A 17,609-nucleotide genomic window follows, 5' to 3' on the forward strand; every position below is an offset into this window, starting at 1 on the left:
GCATGGCAATCCAGGACGAGATCGTTCTCTACTATTCGCCGCAGACGCGGGCGACCGGCACGCGCATCCTGCTGGAGGAACTGGGCGCGCCCTACCGGCTGCACGTGCTCAACATGAAGGCGGGCGAGAACCGCGCCCCTGCCTATCTTCAGGTCAATCCGCTCGGCAAGGTGCCGGCGATCCGTCACGGCGACGCGCTCGTCACCGAACAGGTGGCGATCACCATCTACCTGGCGGACCTGTTCCCGCAGGCGGGGCTCGCTCCGGCGATCGGCGATCCGCTGCGCGGGCCCTACCTGCGCTGGATCGCCTTCTACGGCTCCTGCTTCGAGCCGGCGGTGACCGACCGGTCGATGCAGCGCGAGCCGGCGCCGGCCAGCCGGTCGGCCTACGGCACCTATGAGGACGTGATCGGGCTGCTGGAAGCACAGCTCAAGCGCGGCCCTTATCTCCTCGGCGCGCGCTACACGGCCGCAGATGTCCTGTGGGCCGTCGCGCTGCATTGGACGATGATGTTCGGTCTCGTGCCCAACGGGTCCGCCTTTGCCGACTACGTCAAGCGCGTCGCGGCCCGGCCGAGCTTCGCCAAGGTGGGGGAGGAAGACGCGGCGCTCGCCGCCGAACACGAGGCCGCCGCAGCGGTCCGACCGGCTTCTTAAGGTCGGACGTCGAAAATCGCGGCCGATCCGGGTTCTCTCCGCTCCGGCGCCGCATGGGCCTGACCGGGGTGCGACGAGTCGCGTTCACCGCAACCCGGCACAGGTTCAAAGCGCGGCGAAGGCGGCGCGGATCCTGTCGGCCTGGTCGGCGAGGACGGCCTGGTCGGCCATCTCGCCGGTGTGGGGCTTCAGCTTGACGCCCTCGAAGCGCGGGATGACGTGGACGTGGGTGTGGAACACGACCTGACCGCCGGCGGTTTCGGAAAACTGCTGGATGGTCGTGCCGTCGGCATCGAAGGCCTTCACGACCGCGCGGGCGGTTTTCTGCACGGTGGCCATGACGGCGGACAGGTCGGCCGGCGCGATGTCGAGGATGTTGCGCGACGGCGCCTTCGGGATGACCAGCACGTGGCCGTCGCCGCGCGGCATGATGTCCATGATCACGATGGTGGCATCGTCTTCGTAGACCTTGTGGCTGGGCAGTTCGCCCCGCAGGATCCTGGCGAACACGTTCTGGTCGTCGTAAGGGGCAGGGGCGGCAATCGGCATGGGTGTCTCCGGTTCGGCAGTCCCGCGACGGGTGCGGGCGTCATCCGTCTCTTGGCACCACAATCGGCGTTCGCATTCAAGATCCCATTGCGGTTCGCGTCGACAAAGCGACCGCCCGTGGCATGGCGCATGCGCTCGCCGCAGTTCATGTGGTGAGTCAGCTGTCGGCAAAAGGCGAGTCGAACGAATCGCTTGGCCCGGGATGTTCAAGCAGGTGGCAAGCGGGTGGCGGATTGATCCAGCGCATTGCCGCCGCGTCGAAACAGGTCTTCGCTTGGCTGGTGTCCACGCTCGGCTGCAGGCCCGCTCATGTCTCGCCTTCCGCTTTCCGCCGTCGCTTCGGTGGTTCTCGTTCTCTCCACCGCAGCCTTCGGGGCGCGCGCCTATGCGCTCGAGCAGGACGACCTGGACAGCCTGAGCCGGCATCTGGCGGCGAGCGGCGAGGCGGCTGCGCGGTTCGGCGAGGTCGGCGAGACGCTGACCAATCTCGGCAAGAATTCCTTCGCGGGCGCGGGCACGGGCAGCCAGAAGCGGGACCTGGCGCGGCGGGCCAATGCTGCGCTCGATCCCTGGCGCAGGGCCTCGGCGGCGACGAAGGCGAGCCTGCCCTACAAGGTGGCGCCGCATGCCTTCATGGTCTCGGACGTGATCACCTCGGTGATGGCGCCGGGGATCGAGGGCGACTATCGGGGGGCGACCAGCAACGCGGTGAACATCGCCGTGTCGGTCCAGGCGGTCGGCGGAGGGGTGGCGCTGTTCGGAGCGATCGGCAGCGGGGTGGGGGCGACGCTGGGGTCGTTCATCCCGGTGGTCGGCACGGCCTTCGGCGGCATGGTCGGCGGCGCCATCGGCAAGGTGGCTGGCGGCTACATCGCCGCCACGGGCTACGACCTCTACGTCAAGGAGGCGGTCGGGCAGGGCGTCGACGCCGGCCTGTCGTGCCTGTTCGACACCGACCCGCTGAGTCAGGCCCGGCAGGCGCGGCAGGAGTTCCTGCGCGCCAAGGCGGCTGCCGACCTGCTGCCGCGCTGGGAGGCGCTGCATGCGGTCGGCCGCGACTTCGGCGGCGGCGAGACCGAGCTTGTCGGACCGGGCGGGTTGCCGCGTGTCCTGCCGCCGGACGTGGAGCCGAATGTCGCGCAGACGACCGGCAACGTCCTGGCCGGCGTGCGCAAGTTCAGTCTAGGTCCGCAGGTCTGGGAGATCACGGATGGCGCCGCGACCTTCGAGACGGTCTATCCAGGTGTCGTTCACACGACCCATACCGCGCGCGGTACGGTCGGGGTCAACCGGATCGAGGGCACGATGATCTGGGTCCATCGCGACAATGACAGGCGATGCGGCTATGTCGTCCGCGAAACCCATCCTTTCCTCTTTCTCTTCACTGCAGACACGGTATCCGGCACGATTTCGCCGGGCTCGCTCGAGATCCTGGAGACCCGCGGATCATGCGAGCAGTCTTGGGAGAATCGAATGCAGCAGACCACGTTCACAGCGCCCTGGGGCAAGGTGGAGTAGGCCCATGCCCCGGTCCTCAACGATCCGGTCCGGCCTTTTCGTCGTGTTGTTGTGTTGGGCGCATGGCGCCCATGCGCGCGAGCAGGAGGACCTGGACGGCCTGAGCCGGCATCTGGCGGCGACCGGTGAAGCGGTGGAGAAAGAAGGATGCGAGCCTTGAAGATCGTCACATCGTTCGCGATGGCTGCACTCTTCTGGCTGGCCGGCGCAATCGCTCCTGGTTCCTCGCCGGCGATGGCCGACGCAGACCGACCGACGCTCGCCGAGGTCACGGCATTTCAGCACGTGCTGAGGTTTCGCGACGCCATGATCTCCGATCCCAAGGCGGCGATCCGGAGCCTGACCACGCGCAGCGGACGCAGGCAACTCGACGCCATCGCCGAGGAGATGGACGAGGCCGGCAGCGGCAGCGCCGGCTGGCGCACCCTGCTCGGGACCTCGGTGTTCACCGTCGAGGGGCTCGCTTCCGAGCGCAGGCTCGTGGTCTTCTACAATCCTTTCGTCGACACGGCGCTGTTCACCGTCTGGGACGGGAAGCGGATCGCCGAGGCCGAATGGGTGCCCGGCGACCTGGTGCGCGCGGCCGACGCCGAGATCGATCCGCAGCCGCTGTGGCTGCGCGGGGCACAGTACCGGCCGGAGGCATTGGCGCAAGCCGTCGTCGCCACCGTGTCCGCCCTCGAACGCCGCTTTGCCGGGGACGCGATCGCCGGCTGGCGCCGCGGGCTCGGCATCGAGGACGGCAGGGCGTATCGCCGCTACGTCGCGCCGATCGTTGCCGTCAGGCTCTACGAGGCGCAGATGCGGCTGAAAGCGCTCGCCGTGCCGACGACGGGAGAGGATCCGCGTCTGGCGCAGCTGCGGGCGGCCGTCGCGGGGCTGTTGCGCAGCGTGCGGACGCAGGGCTTTGCCGGACCACTCGCCGAGGCCGGGGACACGAGCGGGCCGATGCGCGATGCGCTGTCACGGATCAATCCGCGCCTGATGGACGCGCTGGCGCCGGTCGCCTTCGTCGCGGGGGAGGGCCATGCGACAGTTTTCCTGACATCGGCGGCGACGGCCGATTTCGCGATCTCGGTGCGCTATGCGCAGACCGCTTCCGGCTACGCCTTGAGGCAGCTCGAATACCTGCCATTCGCCGCGATCCACCAGGCAGCGGCAAACGAGGTCCGGTGACGGGCCAGGGTGATAGGTCAGGTGGATGGGGCGCGGCGGACTGCGAAAGACGAGTCGCGCCAGGCGCTTGGCCGCGAACCTTCAGGTGCGGCGGAAGGGCGAGAGCTCCTCGACGATAGTCGCCTGCTCGCGGTCGATAGCCGCGCGTTCGTCCGCCAGGTAGTCGGCGACGGCGGTGCGCAGACCCGGATGGGCGATCCAGTGCGCCGAGCGGGTGAGCGTTGGCAGATAGCCGCGGGCGAGCTTGTGGGCGCCCTGGGCGCCGGCCTCGACGCGGGCAAGGCCGCGGTCGATGGCGAAGTCGATGGCCTGGTAGTAGCAGACTTCGAAATGCAGGAAGGGATGCTGCTCCAGGCAGCCCCAGTTGCGCCCGAACAGCGTGTCGGAGCCGATCAGGTTGAGTGCCCCGGCGATGTAGCGCCCGTTGCGCCTGGCCATCACCAGCAGCACCCGGTCGGCCAGCCGCTCGCCGAGCAGCGAGAAGAAGGTACGGTTGAGATAGGGCCGGCCCCACTTGCGCGACCCCGTGTCCATGTAGAAGGCGTGGAAGGCGTCCCAATGCGCCTCGGTGAGGTCGCTGCCGGTCACCCAATCGATGGCGATGTCGGCGGCGAGGGCCTCCTTGCGCTCCTTGCGGATGGCCTTGCGCTTGCGCGAGGCGAGGTCGGCGAGGAAGGCGTCGAAATCGGCATAGCCGCGGTTCTCCCAGTGGAACTGCTGGTCGGTGCGCAGCAGGTAGCCGAGGTCGCCGAGCGCGGTCCATTCCGGCTCGGTCAGGAAGGTGGCATGGACCGAGGAGGCGCGGGTCTGGCGGCACAGTTCGACCAGGCCCGAAGCGAGGGCGGCCATGCCGCTCTGGCGGTCGATGTGCGGGGCGACGAGGAAGCGGCGGCCGGTGGCCGGGGTGAAGGGCACCGACACCTGGAGCTTGGGGTAATACTCGCCGCCGGCGCGGTGAAAGGCGTCGGCCCAGCCGTGGTCGAACACGTATTCGCCCTGCGAATGGCTCTTCAGATAGGCCGGCACGGCGCCAAGCGCGCGGCCGGCGGCGTCTTCAAGGACGAGATGGCGGGCAAGCCAGCCGGTGCGTGCCACAGCGCAGCCGGATTCCTCCAAGGCGCTCAGAAAAGCGTGCGTGATGAAGGGGTTGAACGGCATTTGCGGAGAAAGTGATTCATCGTCTTGAAAAGCCGATTCAAGCGTCTCCTGGCGCTGCAGCCGGCCGCCGGCGTCAAGCGTCCAGCCGGGATTGGCAAGGCCGTCCCAGACGGCGGGCTCGATCTCCGCCAGCGAGGACAGGATGCGCAGGCGGGCGGTGGTTTCCCCGGGCGGGTGATCGGCGGTCATGGGGCGCGGGACGGGCTGCTGTCGGAGGAGAGCATGCACGAGAGTTTAGGGCACCTTCGGGGACGCGCAAGGGGCCGTGCCGGCGCGCCGGCGGACGCGATCACGACGCGTCCGGGTCGAAGCCCTCGAAGACGATCTGGTCGGCGTGGCGCAGGGCTTGCGCGCGGTCGGCGGGGCTGCGCACGGTCCAGGCCATGACCGGCCGGCCGAACAGCGCGCGCAGCACGGCGGGGCCGGGGGCGGGCAGGTCGCGGAAGCAGTAGGAGACGAAATGCGGTCGGGTGCGGACCGCGTGCAGGAGATGGCGCTGGATGAAGCGGTCCATGCGCGTCATCCGGCGGTACTCGTGCTCGTTGGGGGTGGCGTCGGCGACCTGGCCGCGCACAAGATCCGGCGCATGGGCGCGCAACTGGCCGACCATGTCCGGATCGAAGGACTTGAAGGCGACCGGGCCCTTGTAGGCGCGGCCGAGGTCGGCGATGCGGCGGACGAAATCCTGCTGCCCGGCGCGGGTCATCAGGGTCTTGATCTCGACCACCAGCGTGACGCGACCGTCGACCAGGTCGAACAGGTCCTCCAGCAGCCAGAGCCTGTCGGAGCCCGTGCGCATCGGGACGCGGACGAGTTCGGCGGCGCTGCGGGCGACGACCGGACCTTGCGCCTCGGCCAGCCGGTCGAGCGTGTGGTCGTGGAACACCAGCGCCCGGCCATCGGCGGTTTCCTGCAGGTCGACCTCGATGGAGAAGCCGCGCTCGACGGCGGCGGCGACGGCGGAGGGCGTGTTCTCGATGACGCCGGCTGCCGCGTCGTGATAGCCGCGGTGGGCGATCGGGCGGGCAACCAGCCAGGAAAGGTCGGTCATGGAACGGGTTTCCGGTCGGGCGGGAGCAGGTGGCGGTCAGGCGATCTCGAGGATCGCCTCGACCTCGACGGCGGCGCCGAAGGGCAGCGAGGCGACACCGACGGCGGAGCGGGCGTGGCGGCCCCGCTCGCCGAGCGCGTCGACGAGGAAATCCGAGGCGCCGTTGACGACCTTGGGCTGGTCGGCGAAGTCGCCAGTGCAGTTGACGAAGCCGACCAGCTTGACCACCCGGACGATGCGCTCGAGGTCGCCGAGGGCGGCCCGGGCCTGGGCGAGAACGTTGATGGCGCACAGGCGCGCGGCGGCGCGGCCGTCGTCGCTCGAGACGCCGGCGCCGAGCTTGCCGACGACCTCGATGCCCTTGGCGCCGATCGGCAGTTGTCCGGAGACGAACAGCAGGTTGCCCGTCGTCACGCAGGGAACGTAGTTCGCGGCGGGTGCGGCGGGGCTCGGCAGGACGACGCCGAGGGCTGCGAGGCGGGAGTCGATCGTGTCGGTCATGGCGTCATCCTCGTTCGATGGCAGGACGGCAGGGCGGCAGGGCGGCACGGCAGCGGTGGCCCGGCAATGGCAGGTCGGCAAGTCATGTCGCAAATCCGGCAGGCGGGCAAGGGCAAACCCCTCGGGTCCGGCCAGCCAAGATGGGGGCTGCCATCGCGCGGTCGTAATATGATAGGACTGATGTCGAACCGATGACGGCAGCGCATCCGACCGACGGGAGCTTGTGTTGATGGCAGGACTTGCAGGGCCCTTGCGGGCACTGGCCGTGGCGACCCTTCTGTGCGGCGCCGGCAGCGCGCTGTGGAGCGTGCCGGTCCAGGCCGGCCCGCTGGCCTCGCACCGCGCGGTCTACGACATGAGGCTCGGAGAGGTCAGCGAGAAGGCCAACATCGCCGGCATTTCCGGCCGCATGGTCTACGAGTTTTCCGGCGACGCCTGCGAGGGCTACACCGTCTCGTTCCGGTTCGTGACCCGGTTCCAGGACACCGACGGCGGCACGCAGGTCACGGACCTGCGCACCACGTCGTTCGAGGAACCGGCGAACGGACTCTACCAGTTCCTGACCACCACCTATGTCGATCAGGAGCTGTCGGAAGAGACCCGCGGCGCGGCCGCGGAGGAGGACGGCGGCATCGCGGTCGACCTGTCGGTGCCGTCGAAGCGGACGGTCGACCTTGCCGGCGACATCTATTTTCCAACCGAGCACCTGATGGCGGTGATCGAGGCGGCCAAGAACGGGCAGAGCTTCCTGGAGGCGGATATCTTCGACGGCTCGGAGACGGGCGACAAGGTCTATGCGACCACCGCCGTTATCGGCTCCCGCCTGAGCACCCAGGATCTGGGCGGCGACGACGCGGAGGCCGTTGCGAGGATCGGTGCCGGCATGCCCTGGCCGGTCACGGTCGCCTATTTCGATCCGGCGCAGGACCTCACCGGCGAAGCCATGCCCGTCTACCAGCTGAGCTTCCTGCTCTACGAGAACGGCATCAGCCGCCGGCTCGTGCTCGACTACGGCGACTTCAAGATCATCGGGGAGATGAAGGACCTGGTGGTCTTCGACGCGAACGACTGCCGCAGGTAGGCCTGCCGCGATCGTCACGCCTCGTCGGGCCGGCCAGGCGTGCGGCGCGCCCGCGAGGCATGGACCAGACCGAGTTCCACCGCCTCGGTGCCGAACCGGTCGCGCACCTTGTCCATCGCCTGCTCGGCCCTGGCGCGGCGACCAGCTCCGGCATCGAGAAGGTCACCGGGATCGGCGCTGCCGGCATCGGCAAGCTCGCCGACACCGATTCCGATCAGGCGGAAGCGGCGGCCGTCCGCCTCGGGGCCAAGCAGGTCATCGCCGGCGCGGAAGATGCGGTCGGCAAGCTGCGTCGGATCGGCGAGTTGGCGCGAGCGAGTGAGGATCCGGAAATCGGCCGTCTTCAGCTTGAGCGTCACGGTGCGGCCGCCGAGCCCGGCCCGCTTCAGCCGCTGCGACACCTTTTCCGACAGTTCGCGCAGGATCGGCCGCAAGCGGTCGAGGCCGGCGATGTCGGTGTCGAACGTCGTCTCGGCGCTGATGCTCTTGGCGCCCCGATCGGGCGAGACGGGACGGTCGTCCGCGCCGGTCGCTAGCCGGGCGAGCCGCTGGCCCAGGGCGCCGTAGCGGCGCAGGAGGTCGGTCGGGTCCATTGCCTGCAGCTGTCCGATGGTGCGGATGCCGTCGGCGGCGAGCTTCGCCTGGAACACCTTGCCGATACCCCAGATGATGCCGACCGGCCGTTCGGCGAGAAAGGCCCTGGCCTCGGCGGCTCCGATGACGGAAAAGCCGCGCGGCTTGTCGAGGTCCGAGGCGATCTTGGCGAGGAACTTGTTGGGTGCAAGGCCGATGGAGGCGGAGATGCCGAGGTCTGCCTCCAGTGCGCGCGCGAAAGCCGCAAGCGTCTCGGCAGGGGAGGCGCGGTGCAGCCTTTGGGTGCCAGTCAGGTCGAGGAACGCCTCGTCGATCGACACCGGCTCGACCAATGGCGTGAGGGCGAGCATGCGTTCGCGCACCTGGCGTCCGACCTCGGAATACTTGGCCAGGTTGGGTTTGATGACGACCGCGTCCGGACAGGCTTCGAGCGCCTTGAACATGGGCATGGCGGAGCGCACGCCGTGGATGCGCGCGATGTAGCAGCAGGTGGAGACGACGCCACGCCGGCCGCCGCCGACGATGACTGGAAGATCCCGGAGCTGCGGGTTGTCGCGTTTCTCGATGGCGGCGAAGAAGGCGTCGCAGTCGATATGGGCGATGGCCAGCCGGTCGAGTTCGGGATGGGCGACGAGGCGTGGGCTGCCGCAGCGCGCGCAGCGGTCGCGGCGGGCAGGCGCGCGGGCACCGCAGTCGCGGCAAAGCGGCAAGGGATGGGCGGGCGTGCCGCCCGGGTTTTCGGTCATGGACGACCCGTGGTCCGCTGCAGGATCAGCCGGGCAACAGGATAGCCTCGATGAAGGCGGCTGTCTGGTCCCAATCGCCGGTCACCAGAGCGACCTCCGCCAGCGGCTCGGCCATGGCACGGAAGCGGGCGTCCGCGATGAACTGGACCAGGGTCGCAGCCGGCAGGGCGGCGGCGACCGAACGCAGGTTGAGCGGGCTGTCGTCGATGAACACCAGGGGGCCCCTGGCGCCGGCGGCGAGCGCTGAGACGGCGCCGCCCTTGGGGCCGGAATTGGTGACCACCGGATAGGGCATGCCGTGGTCGGCAAGCAGGCGCTCGCGCGCCGGCTTGTTGTGGGCGCCGGGCAGATTGGTCAGGAACACGACCTGCCAGTCGCGCGACAGGCGGGCCAGCGCGGCGCTGGCGCCCTGGACGACGGTCTGGCGGCCGCTTTCGGCGTCGAAGAAACCGTGGATGAGGCGGCGCACCTCGTCCCGGCCGAGCGGTGCGGTCTCGCCGATGGCGGCGATGTTGCCGGTCAGGTGATAGGAATGGCTCAGGAAGGCGAAGCCGCGCTCTGCGAGGTAGGTTTCGAAATGCGACGCCATGTGGAAGACCACTTCGTCGACGTCGCAGACAAGCAGCGGCCGGTCGGTGCGGGGCAGGGCCGCGATCTGCTCGACCACATGGCGGTCCGGTGCGTGCAGGTCAGACATGGTCGGCCGGGTCGCCGGCGAGCACGAAGCGGGCGGCGGCGATCATGGTCGGCCGCACGCCGGCATTCTCGCAATAGGCCAACAGAAGGGCCTCGTCAGTCATCAGGAACTCAAGGACGCCGGCAAGGAAGCCGGGCTCGCTGGCAGCGGTGCGAATCGATTCAGGGCCGATGCCGGAGACGGCGAGGAAGCGGCCGACCTGATCCGGGTCGCGGGTCAGGTGCAGGAGCGCTTCTGTCGCGATTTCCTCGGCCTTTTCAACAGTCATGGACTTGCCGTTGCCGCCCAGCATTGCATTTTTGCCTTTCCGAAACGATTCCACGCTACGATCACCATAACTAATGCGGAGTGGGGACGGGCGCCAGCGTCGCGCGACGGAGGCGCATGTCCGGCCGCCAGCAATCAAACAGGCCCCATGCGGCCGAGGCAGTTCTCATGGCGAAGACCGTGCTGATCGTGGAAGACAACGAGCTCAACATGAAGCTCTTTCACGACCTCTTGGAAGCCCACGGCTACAATACGCTCCAGACGCGGACCGGCATCGAAGCCCTTGAACTCGCCCGCGCGCACCGTCCCGACCTGATCCTGATGGACATCCAGCTGCCCGAGGTGTCGGGCCTGGAGGTGACCAAGTGGATCAAGGAAGACGACGACCTGTGCACCATTCCGGTCATCGCGGTGACCGCCTTCGCCATGAAGGGCGACGAGGAACGCATACGCCAGGGCGGCTGCGAGGCTTATATTTCCAAGCCGATCTCGGTGGCGAAGTTCCTGGAGACGGTGCGCTCCTACCTCGGCGAAGGCTGAGGTCTGCCAGGTTCTCGGGCCAGGGCCCAAGGGCGGATTTGGGGGCAAGCCGGCCGGTTGTGGCGCCGTCTGTGGCGCCCCGCGCCAAGATGGCCAAATGTTAACGTTACGGATTTACTAATTTCGTATAGAGTTTGCGCACAAAGGCCTTGCGGTGTTGATTTCCCGCACCACTTGGATAGTGTGATCGCGCAATCGGAAGCTTCAATCCGATTGCAAAACGATCATGTTGCAATGTTTTGCACAGAAATCCCTACGGAGCGCTCAGGTCCGCCGCATCTCCTGGGTCCGTGGGGTAGGCCGGCGAGGAAGGGAGCCGAAGAGTGGCCTCCTCGTGTCGTTCGCTTCCCGCCGGCCGCCTCTTCCCGTCCTTCGCCCCCCTTCTTTCGCGCCATCGCCGGCAACGGCCGTTGTCTTGCCGGGTAGGCGCTCTCCGGCGGGAGACCGAAGCCGGGACGGGGCAGTGAAAAGGCAACGAAAAAGGGCGCCGAAGCGGCGCCCTTCCTGACCGGTCATACCGGAAGGATCAAGCTTACTTGATCTTGGCTTCCTTGAACTCGACGTGCTTCTTCGCGATCGGGTCGTACTTCCGCTGCACCATCTTCTCTGTCATGGTGCGGGAGTTCTTCTTGGTCACGTAGAAATAGCCGGTATCCGCCGTGGACAGCAGCTTGATCTTGATGGTGGTCGCCTTGGCCATGGCCTTCGATCCTGTCTTGGTCTGGTTGGCAAACGCTGTTTGCGGCCAGGATCCTGGCGCCCGCGCGTCCGCTCCGCTGTACGGAAATCAGAGCGCACCCTACTCATAAGCGGACCAAAGTCAAGCGGCCTCGGCGGAACGGGGCGATTTTGCCGACCGTGCGAACCTGGCGTCAGATCAGGTCCTGGGCAAAGCCGGCGCCGCGCCGGTAGTAGAACGGAACCGGGGCGCCGGGCGACAGCTCCGGGTCCTCGCGCAGGCGGTTGTGGAGGTCGTCGAGCACCTTCAGCGTGATCGCCGGCAGTTCCATCCGCTTCGCCTCGTCGAGGGTGACCCAGGCGACGTCCTCCAGTTCTCCGGACGGGCCGGTACCTTCCGGCAGGCGGTCGACGATGGCGTCGGACCACACGGCAAGGAACCGGGTATCGAAGCGGCGCGGACGGCCAGGCGGCGTGATGGCACGGGCGACCATGCGCATGGGCTCGAGATCGGGCAGGATGCCGCGCTCGGAAAAGGCCTCGAAGTCGCCCTTCGCCGGCCAGCGGTCGCCCGTGTGCCGGCCGATGAACAGGCCGGCCTCCTCGTAGGTCTCGCGGATCGCGGCGACGGTGAAGGCGCGTATGCGGGCGGCACTGGCGCGCCCCTTGTGCTGTGCGGCGAGTTTTTCCTCTACGGCAGGATGATAGGCACCGGCGACCTTAACGCGCGAATCGCCGGGATCGACGCGGCCGCCGGGAAACACGAACTTGCCGGGCATGAAGGCGTGGCGCATGTGGCGACGGCCCATCAGCACGCGCACCTCGGCGCCGCTGCGGTCGAGCACCAGCAGCGTTGCGGCGTCCTTGGGGCGAATGTAGGCATGGCCGGCATTGGCCATTGCTTCCTTTACCAGGTCTTGCGTCAGTGAATCGGTCATCGCGGGGTCGCCATCGGTTCGGGAACAGGCAGGTCCTCGCCCGAGTCCGGGTCGAAGCCGTGCATGTAGAGGGCCCACTGCAGGCCGATCAGCGCACCCTTCACGGGGCGCAGGAAGCCAAGAGCCAGGATCAGCGTGAGCGACAGCCACAGCGTCATGTGGATCCAGATCGCCGGGCGATACAGGAACTCGACCGCCAGCATGGCGGGAATGATGATATGCCCGACGATGGTGATGGTGAAATAGGGCGGCGCGTCGTCGGCGCGATGGTGGTGCAGTTCCTCGCCGCAGGTGCTGCAGACGGGATTGACGGCCAGGTAGCCGGAAAACAGCCTGCCTTCGCCGCAGGCCGGGCAGCGGCACATCATGCCGCGCGTCACGGCCTGCATGACGGGGCGGTGCGGTTTGGCGACGGAAACGGCCGGAACCTCGGCCATGCCTGTATATCGTACGGTCATCCCTGCTTCTTCCTGTTCCTGCCGGGCGATGCGGCGCCGGTGCGCCGGCCGGATGATGCCTGCCGCGCGCCGCGTGCTGCGGCGCCGGCGCGGCGGCCGGCCTTCCTGTCCTTGCGGCCCTCGCTGACGAGTGCGAAGCGCAGGGCGCCGGCAAAGGGTGCGGCCTCGACCAGTTCGACCTCGACCCGGTCTCCGAGTTGATATGTCTCGCCGCTCCTGTCGCCGACAAGGGCGTGCGACGCTTCGTCATACCGATAGTAGTCCAGCCCGATGGTCGAGGCGGGCACGAATCCGTCGGCGCCGCTGTCGTCGAGGCGGATGAACAGACCCGACTTGACCACGCCGGAGATGCGTCCGGAAAAGCGCGCGCCGATGCGGTCGGTCATCCACAGCGCGATCAGCCGGTCGATGGTGTCGCGTTCGGCGAGCATGGCGCGCCGCTCGGCGGCCGACACTTCCGCGCCGATCGCCTCCAGCTTGGCCTCGATGCCCTCCGGCAGACCGTCGTCGCCGAGCCCGAGGGCGCGGATCAAGCCACGGTGGACGATGAGGTCGGCGTAGCGGCGGATCGGCGAGGTGAAATGGGCGTAGCGGCGCAGGTTGAGGCCGAAATGGCCGATGTTGTGCGGATTGTATTCCGCCTGCGCCTGGCTGCGCAGGACCACTTCGTTGACGAGCTGCGCCTGTGGCGTGTCCTTCACCCTGGCCAGGATGGCGTTGAAGACGGCCGGCCGGAGGCCGCCCGAGGACGGCAGCTTGAGGCCGAGCGTCGACAGGAATTCCTTCAGCGACTCCAGCTTCTCCGGGCTCGACGCGTCGTGGATGCGGTAGAGCAGGGGGGTGTTCTTCTTCTCCAGGGTCTCGGCCGCCGCGACGTTGGCCTGGATCATGAACTCCTCAATCAGCCGGTGCGCGTCGAGCCGTTCGGGAATGTAGACGTGGTCGACGGTGCCGTCCGGCTTGAGCCTGATCTTGCGCTCGGGCAGGTCGAGGTCGAGCGGCTCGCGCGCGTCGCGGCCGATCGTCAGGCAGGCATAGGCGACCCACAGCGGCTTGAGGATGCCGTCGAGGAGGGTCCCGGTCTTGTCGTCGCAGACGCCGTCGATCGCCTTCTGCGCCTGCTGGTAGGACAGCTTCGCGGCCGAGCGCATCAGGATGCGGTGAAAGCTGTGGGCGCGCTTCTGTCCGGCGCGGTCGAACACCATGCGTACGGCGAGCGCCGGCCGGTCGACCGCCTCCTTCAGCGAGCACAGCTCGTTGGAGATGCGCTCCGGTAGCATGGGGATGACGCGGTCGGGGAAATAGACCGAGTTGCCGCGCAGGTGCGCCTCGCGGTCGAGCGCCGATCCGGGCCGGACGTAATGGGCGACGTCGGCGATGGCGACATAGACGACATGGCCGCCCTGGTTGGCCGGATCCTGGTCGGGTTCGGCGAAGACGGCGTCGTCGTGGTCCTTGGCGTCGGGCGGGTCGATGGTGATGAGCGGCAGCTTGCGCCAGTCCTCGCGCTGGCCGAGGCCGATCGGCTCGGCGCGCTCGGCTTCCAGTTCGACGGCGGCCGGGAAGACATGCGGGATGCCGTGGCTGTGCAGCGCGATCTCCGAGACCGCCATCTCGGAATGCATCGCGCCGAAGCGCCTGACGATCTTCGCCCTGGGTGCGCCGTAGCGGCCGGTGCGGGTGACCTGAACGCTGACCAGATCGCCTTCCTCGGCGTCCTTGAGGTCGCTTGGATCGATGTCGAGTTCGCGCTGCTTGCGGTCGATCGGCTCCAGGTAGGGCGGATGGCGGCCGGGGCGCCGACGCAGGATGCCGAGGATGGCGCCCTGCTGCTTTTCCAGCACCTTGATGACCCGTGCGGCGTGGGTCGACTCGGCGCCCGGATCGGCCTCGGTCAGACGCACCAGGGCGCGGTCGCCGAGGCCCGGCTGAGACGTCTTGGCCGTCGTGCGACCGGTCAGCACCAGCAGCTTCGGCGGCGCGCCGGCTTCCTCGTCCCAGTTGACCGGCTCGCCGAGCAACTCGCCGTCGGCGTCGCGGGCGTTCAGGTGCACGACCAGAACGGGCGGCAGGTCGCCGGGCCGGATCAGGCGCTTCTGGCGCGTCTCGACCACGCCCTCGTCGGCGAGGTCGCGGAGCATCCGCTTGAGCTGGATGCGTGCCGCGCCGACGATTCCGAAGTGGCGCGCGACCTCCCGCTTGCCGGCTTTGCCCGGGTTTTCAGCGACGAAGGCAAGGATGTCCTCGCGCGAGGGCATCTCGCCCGGCGTCTTCGCCTTGCGCGCCGCGGCCTTTCGCGGCTTTGGCCGCTTCGTGCTCAAGAAGTCCCGTCCGCAGCCGCGCCGCCGGCCTTCGCCTTCGTCCTCGACGCCGATTTTTTTGCCGCCGCCGGCTTCTTCGCGGCGGGTTTCTTCGTTGCGGCCTTCTTAGGGGCTGCCTTGCCGCCGCCCTTGGCGGCGATCAGCTCGACGGCCTGCTCGAGGGTGACTGCCATCGGATCGCTGCCCTTGGGCAGGGTGGCGTTGACCTTGGCCCAGTTGACATAGGGCCCGTAGCGGCCGTCGCGCACGGTGATCGGACCGCCGGCGCTCGGGTGCTCGCCGAGTTCCTTGAGCGCGGCCGGCGTGGCGCGCCCGCGGCCTGTCTTGGAGCGTTTCTCGGCCAGCAGGTCGACCGCGCGATTGAGGCCGACCGAGAATACCTCGTCGGCCGAGCCCAGATTGGCATAGGTGCCGTCGTGCTGGACGAACGGTCCGTAGCGGCCGAGCCCGGCGGTGATCATCTTGCCGTCCTCGGGATGGGCGCCAACGTCGCGCGGCAGCGACAGGAGCTGCAGCGCCCTGGCCAGGTCGAGATCGGCCGCCGACCAGCCCCTGGGCAGGGACGAGCGTCTGGGCTTGGCATCCTCGCCGAGCTGGACGTAAGGACCGAAGCGGCCGGAACGCAGCGACACTTCCAGTCCGGTCGCCGGGTCGGTGCCGAGCACCTTCGGGCCGTCACTGGCCGCGTCCTCGCCCTCGCCGTCGCCGTTGCGGGCGAGTTGGCGGGTGTAGCTGCACTCGGGATAGTTGGAGCAGCCGATGAAGGCACCGAAGCGGCTGACCTTGAGTGACAGCTGGCCGGTGGCGCAGGTCGGGCAGGCGCGCGGGTCCTTGCCGTCCTCGCGGGGTGGGAAGATGTGGGCGGCGAGCAGGTCGTTGAGCGCGTCGATGACCTGGGACACGCGCAGGTCCTTGGTCTCGTCGACGGAAGCCGAGAAGTCACGCCAGAAATTGGCCAGCACCTCCCGCCAGGACAGTTCGCCGGCGGAGATGCGGTCGAGCTGTTCCTCCAGGCTCGCGGTGAAATCGTATTCCACGTAGCGGTTGAAGAAGCTCTCCAGGAAGGCGGTGACGATACGGCCCTTGTCCTGGGGCACCAGCTGTTTCTTGTCGAACGCGACATAGTCTCGGTCGCGCAGGGTCTGCAACGTCGAGGCATAGGTGGAGGGACGGCCGATGCCGAGTTCCTCCATCTTCTTGACCAGACTCGCCTCGGTGTAGCGGGGCGGCGGCGTGGTGAAGTGCTGGTCGGCCTCGATCGCGCTCGGCTTGCCCTCGACCGCGGCGAGGGCAAGTGGGGCGCCGTCGTCGACCGCGGGCAGGCGGCGGGCGGCCTCGTCCTCCTCGTCGTCGCGCCCCTCCTGGTAGAGCGCCAGGAATCCGTCGAAGCGGACGACCGAGCCGGTGGCGCGCAGCGTGGCGGTCTTGCCCGCTCCGGCAGCGTCGATGTCGATGGTGGTGCGCTCCAGCACCGCCGATTCCATCTGGCTCGCCATGGTCCGCTTCCAGATCAGTTCGTAGAGGCGGGCTTGGTCGGGATCGAGGAAGCGGGCGACGTCGCGCGGGCGGCGGGCGAGGTCGGTCGGGCGGATCGCCTCGTGCGCCTCCTGGGCGTTCTTGGCCTTGCTGGAATAGAAGCGCGGCTTTTCCGGCACGTAATTGTCGCCGAAATCCTGACCGATCACCTTGCGCGTCGCGGAGATGGCCTCGCCGGCGATCTGCACGCCGTCGGTCCGCATGTAGGTGATGAGACCGGTGGTCTCGCCGCCGATGGCGACGCCCTCGTAGAGCTTCTGCGCCACCTGCATGGTGCGCGCGGCGGCGAAACCGAGCTTGCGCGACGCCTCCTGCTGCAGCGTCGAGGTGGTAAAGGGCGGCTGCGGATGGCGCTTGGCCGGCTTGGAGACGACGCTCGCGACCGTGTAGCGTGCCGCTTCCAGCATGCGCCTGATTGTCTCGGCCTCGTCGCCGGTCTTGATGTCGAGGCGGCCGATCTTGCGGCCGTCGAAACCGGTCAGACCGGCCTGGAGCACCTCGGCGCTGGGCGTCTTCAGGTTGGCGAGGATCGACCAGTACTCTTCCTTGACGAAGGTCTCGATCTCCATCTCGCGGTCGCAGATGAGGCGAAGCGCCACCGATTGCACGCGGCCGGCCGAGCGGGCGCCGGGCAGCTTGCGCCACAGCACCGGCGACAGCGTGAAGCCGACCAGGTAGTCGAGGGCGCGGCGGGCCAGATAGGCATCGACCAGCGGCGCGTCGATAGCGCGCGGGTGCTTCATCGCCTCCAGGATCGCCTGCTTGGTGATGGCGTTGAAGACGACGCGCTCGACCGGCTTGTCCTTGAGCACGCGCTTCTTATGCAGCACCTCCAGCACGTGCCAGGAAATCGCCTCGCCCTCGCGGTCGGGGTCGGTGGCGAGGATCAGGCGGTCGGCATCCTTGACCGCGGCGGCGATCTCGTTGAGGCGTTTCTGGGACTTGGAATCGACCTCCCAGCTCATCGCGAAGTCCTCGTCGGGCTTCACCGAACCGTCCTTGGCCGGCAGGTCGCGCACGTGGCCGTAGGAGGCAAGCACCTGATAGCCGGAGCCGAGGTACTTGTTGATCGTCTTGGCCTTGGCCGGCGATTCCACAATGACAATATTCATCGAAACCCAGAAGCTGATTGCCAGGATGA

17 protein-coding genes are annotated in these 17,609 nt (G+C 68.2%); 5 read left to right on the top strand and 12 right to left on the bottom strand.

The features are described 5' to 3' along the window. Positions 1-2 precede the first annotated feature (2 nt). The gene (locus SL003B_RS09265; RefSeq protein WP_013652574.1) at positions 3-659 is read left to right on the top strand and encodes a glutathione S-transferase family protein; all 657 of its coding nucleotides are present in this window, start codon (positions 3-5) and stop codon (positions 657-659) included. A 105-nt stretch (positions 660-764) separates the two neighbouring features. Here SL003B_RS09265 and SL003B_RS09270 read toward each other — a convergent pair whose 3' ends face one another. Then, positions 765-1,208 (bottom strand): HIT family protein, encoded by a 444-nt coding sequence (locus SL003B_RS09270; RefSeq protein WP_013652575.1) that lies wholly within the window; start codon positions 1,206-1,208, stop codon positions 765-767. 309 nt (positions 1,209-1,517) lie between these two features. Between SL003B_RS09270 and SL003B_RS09275 the strand changes: the two genes are divergently transcribed. Together SL003B_RS09275 and SL003B_RS09280 are read left to right on the top strand one after the other, a co-directional pair. After that, positions 1,518-2,726, top strand: coding sequence for a hypothetical protein (locus SL003B_RS09275; RefSeq protein ID WP_013652576.1), 1,209 nt, complete (start codon positions 1,518-1,520; stop codon positions 2,724-2,726). 156 nt (positions 2,727-2,882) lie between these two features. After that, positions 2,883-3,902 carry a hypothetical protein gene (locus tag SL003B_RS09280; protein WP_148259281.1) on the top strand — a complete coding sequence of 340 codons (1,020 nt, stop codon included), beginning with the start codon at positions 2,883-2,885 and terminating at the stop codon, positions 3,900-3,902. An 81-nt stretch (positions 3,903-3,983) separates the two neighbouring features. Here the strand turns inward: SL003B_RS09280 and SL003B_RS09285 are convergent, their stop codons facing one another. The 3 genes from SL003B_RS09285 to SL003B_RS09295 form a co-directional block, all read right to left on the bottom strand. After that, the gene (locus tag SL003B_RS09285) at positions 3,984-5,249 is read right to left on the bottom strand and encodes a GNAT family N-acetyltransferase (RefSeq protein WP_013652578.1); all 1,266 of its coding nucleotides are present in this window, start codon (positions 5,247-5,249) and stop codon (positions 3,984-3,986) included. 100 nt (positions 5,250-5,349) lie between these two features. Continuing rightward, complete coding sequence (locus tag SL003B_RS09290; protein WP_013652579.1) at positions 5,350-6,111, bottom strand: glycerophosphodiester phosphodiesterase family protein; 762 nt, start codon at positions 6,109-6,111, stop codon at positions 5,350-5,352. A gap of 36 nt (positions 6,112-6,147) precedes the next feature. Then, positions 6,148-6,612 (bottom strand): RidA family protein, encoded by a 465-nt coding sequence (locus SL003B_RS09295; protein ID WP_013652580.1) that lies wholly within the window; start codon positions 6,610-6,612, stop codon positions 6,148-6,150. Positions 6,613-6,841: 229 nt separating this feature from the next. Here SL003B_RS09295 and SL003B_RS09300 point away from each other — a divergent pair, with 229 nt between their 5' ends. Continuing rightward, the gene (locus SL003B_RS09300) at positions 6,842-7,693 is read left to right on the top strand and encodes a cell envelope integrity EipB family protein (protein WP_013652581.1); all 852 of its coding nucleotides are present in this window, start codon (positions 6,842-6,844) and stop codon (positions 7,691-7,693) included. A gap of 14 nt (positions 7,694-7,707) precedes the next feature. On the opposite strand, the gene SL003B_RS09305 is transcribed toward SL003B_RS09300, so the two are convergent. The 3 genes from SL003B_RS09305 to SL003B_RS09315 are packed head-to-tail and all read right to left on the bottom strand — an operon-like array spanning position 7,708 to position 9,998. Beyond that, entirely contained in the window at positions 7,708-9,033 is a 1,326-nt protein-coding gene (locus tag SL003B_RS09305) for a DNA polymerase IV (RefSeq protein ID WP_013652582.1), read from the bottom strand. Positions 9,034-9,058: 25 nt separating this feature from the next. Beyond that, positions 9,059-9,730 (bottom strand): hypothetical protein, encoded by a 672-nt coding sequence (locus SL003B_RS09310; RefSeq protein WP_041375467.1) that lies wholly within the window; start codon positions 9,728-9,730, stop codon positions 9,059-9,061. Next, positions 9,723-9,998 carry a DUF3572 domain-containing protein gene (locus SL003B_RS09315; RefSeq protein WP_148259282.1) on the bottom strand — a complete coding sequence of 92 codons (276 nt, stop codon included), beginning with the start codon at positions 9,996-9,998 and terminating at the stop codon, positions 9,723-9,725. The genes SL003B_RS09310 and SL003B_RS09315 overlap by 8 nt, the downstream gene beginning before the upstream one ends. A 167-nt stretch (positions 9,999-10,165) precedes the next feature. On the opposite strand from SL003B_RS09315, the gene SL003B_RS09320 reads away from it, so the two are divergent. Continuing rightward, positions 10,166-10,537 (top strand): response regulator, encoded by a 372-nt coding sequence (locus SL003B_RS09320; protein ID WP_013652585.1) that lies wholly within the window; start codon positions 10,166-10,168, stop codon positions 10,535-10,537. Positions 10,538-11,069: 532 nt separating this feature from the next. Here SL003B_RS09320 and rpmG read toward each other — a convergent pair. The 5 genes from rpmG to topA form a co-directional block, all read right to left on the bottom strand. Continuing rightward, a complete protein-coding gene (gene rpmG, locus SL003B_RS09325) occupies positions 11,070-11,237 on the bottom strand; it encodes a 50S ribosomal protein L33 (RefSeq protein ID WP_013652586.1) in 168 nt (55 codons plus the stop codon). Positions 11,238-11,409: 172 nt separating this feature from the next. After that, positions 11,410-12,153, bottom strand: a complete 744-nt coding sequence (locus tag SL003B_RS09330; RefSeq protein WP_013652587.1) for an NUDIX hydrolase — start codon at positions 12,151-12,153, stop codon at positions 11,410-11,412. Next, positions 12,150-12,611: a DUF983 domain-containing protein gene (locus SL003B_RS09335; RefSeq protein ID WP_013652588.1), complete on the bottom strand. Its 462-nt coding sequence runs from the start codon at positions 12,609-12,611 to the stop codon at positions 12,150-12,152. The genes SL003B_RS09330 and SL003B_RS09335 overlap by 4 nt, the downstream gene beginning before the upstream one ends. Further along, entirely contained in the window at positions 12,608-14,932 is a 2,325-nt protein-coding gene (gene rnr / locus SL003B_RS09340; RefSeq protein WP_013652589.1) for a ribonuclease R, read from the bottom strand. The genes SL003B_RS09335 and rnr overlap by 4 nt, the downstream gene beginning before the upstream one ends. Continuing rightward, on the bottom strand, positions 14,929-17,580 hold the full coding sequence (topA, locus tag SL003B_RS09345) for a type I DNA topoisomerase (RefSeq protein ID WP_041375469.1): 2,652 nt from the start codon (positions 17,578-17,580) through the stop codon (positions 14,929-14,931). Before topA ends, rnr begins: the two co-directional genes overlap by 4 nt. Positions 17,581-17,609: the final 29 nt, after the last annotated feature.

The organism is Polymorphum gilvum SL003B-26A1, from assembly GCF_000192745.1.
GTDB classification, from domain to species: Bacteria; Pseudomonadota; Alphaproteobacteria; order Rhizobiales; family Stappiaceae; genus Polymorphum; species Polymorphum gilvum.

Coding starts and splice junctions, on each gene's coding strand:
- SL003B_RS09290 (WP_013652579.1), bottom strand. CDS start 6,111: ATGACCGACCTTTCCTGGCTGGTTGCCCGCCCGATCGCCCACCGCGGC.
- rpmG (WP_013652586.1), bottom strand. CDS start 11,237: ATGGCCAAGGCGACCACCATCAAGATCAAGCTGCTGTCCACGGCGGAT.
- SL003B_RS09330 (WP_013652587.1), bottom strand. CDS start 12,153: ATGACCGATTCACTGACGCAAGACCTGGTAAAGGAAGCAATGGCCAAT.
- SL003B_RS09285 (WP_013652578.1), bottom strand. CDS start 5,249: ATGACCGCCGATCACCCGCCCGGGGAAACCACCGCCCGCCTGCGCATC.
- topA (WP_041375469.1), bottom strand. CDS start 17,580: ATGAATATTGTCATTGTGGAATCGCCGGCCAAGGCCAAGACGATCAAC.
- SL003B_RS09275 (WP_013652576.1), top strand. CDS start 1,518: ATGTCTCGCCTTCCGCTTTCCGCCGTCGCTTCGGTGGTTCTCGTTCTC.
- SL003B_RS09335 (WP_013652588.1), bottom strand. CDS start 12,611: ATGACCGTACGATATACAGGCATGGCCGAGGTTCCGGCCGTTTCCGTC.
- SL003B_RS09310 (WP_041375467.1), bottom strand. CDS start 9,730: ATGTCTGACCTGCACGCACCGGACCGCCATGTGGTCGAGCAGATCGCG.
- SL003B_RS09315 (WP_148259282.1), bottom strand. CDS start 9,998: ATGACTGTTGAAAAGGCCGAGGAAATCGCGACAGAAGCGCTCCTGCAC.
- SL003B_RS09270 (WP_013652575.1), bottom strand. CDS start 1,208: ATGCCGATTGCCGCCCCTGCCCCTTACGACGACCAGAACGTGTTCGCC.
- SL003B_RS09300 (WP_013652581.1), top strand. CDS start 6,842: ATGGCAGGACTTGCAGGGCCCTTGCGGGCACTGGCCGTGGCGACCCTT.
- SL003B_RS09320 (WP_013652585.1), top strand. CDS start 10,166: ATGGCGAAGACCGTGCTGATCGTGGAAGACAACGAGCTCAACATGAAG.
- SL003B_RS09265 (WP_013652574.1), top strand. CDS start 3: ATGGCAATCCAGGACGAGATCGTTCTCTACTATTCGCCGCAGACGCGG.
- SL003B_RS09295 (WP_013652580.1), bottom strand. CDS start 6,612: ATGACCGACACGATCGACTCCCGCCTCGCAGCCCTCGGCGTCGTCCTG.
- SL003B_RS09305 (WP_013652582.1), bottom strand. CDS start 9,033: ATGACCGAAAACCCGGGCGGCACGCCCGCCCATCCCTTGCCGCTTTGC.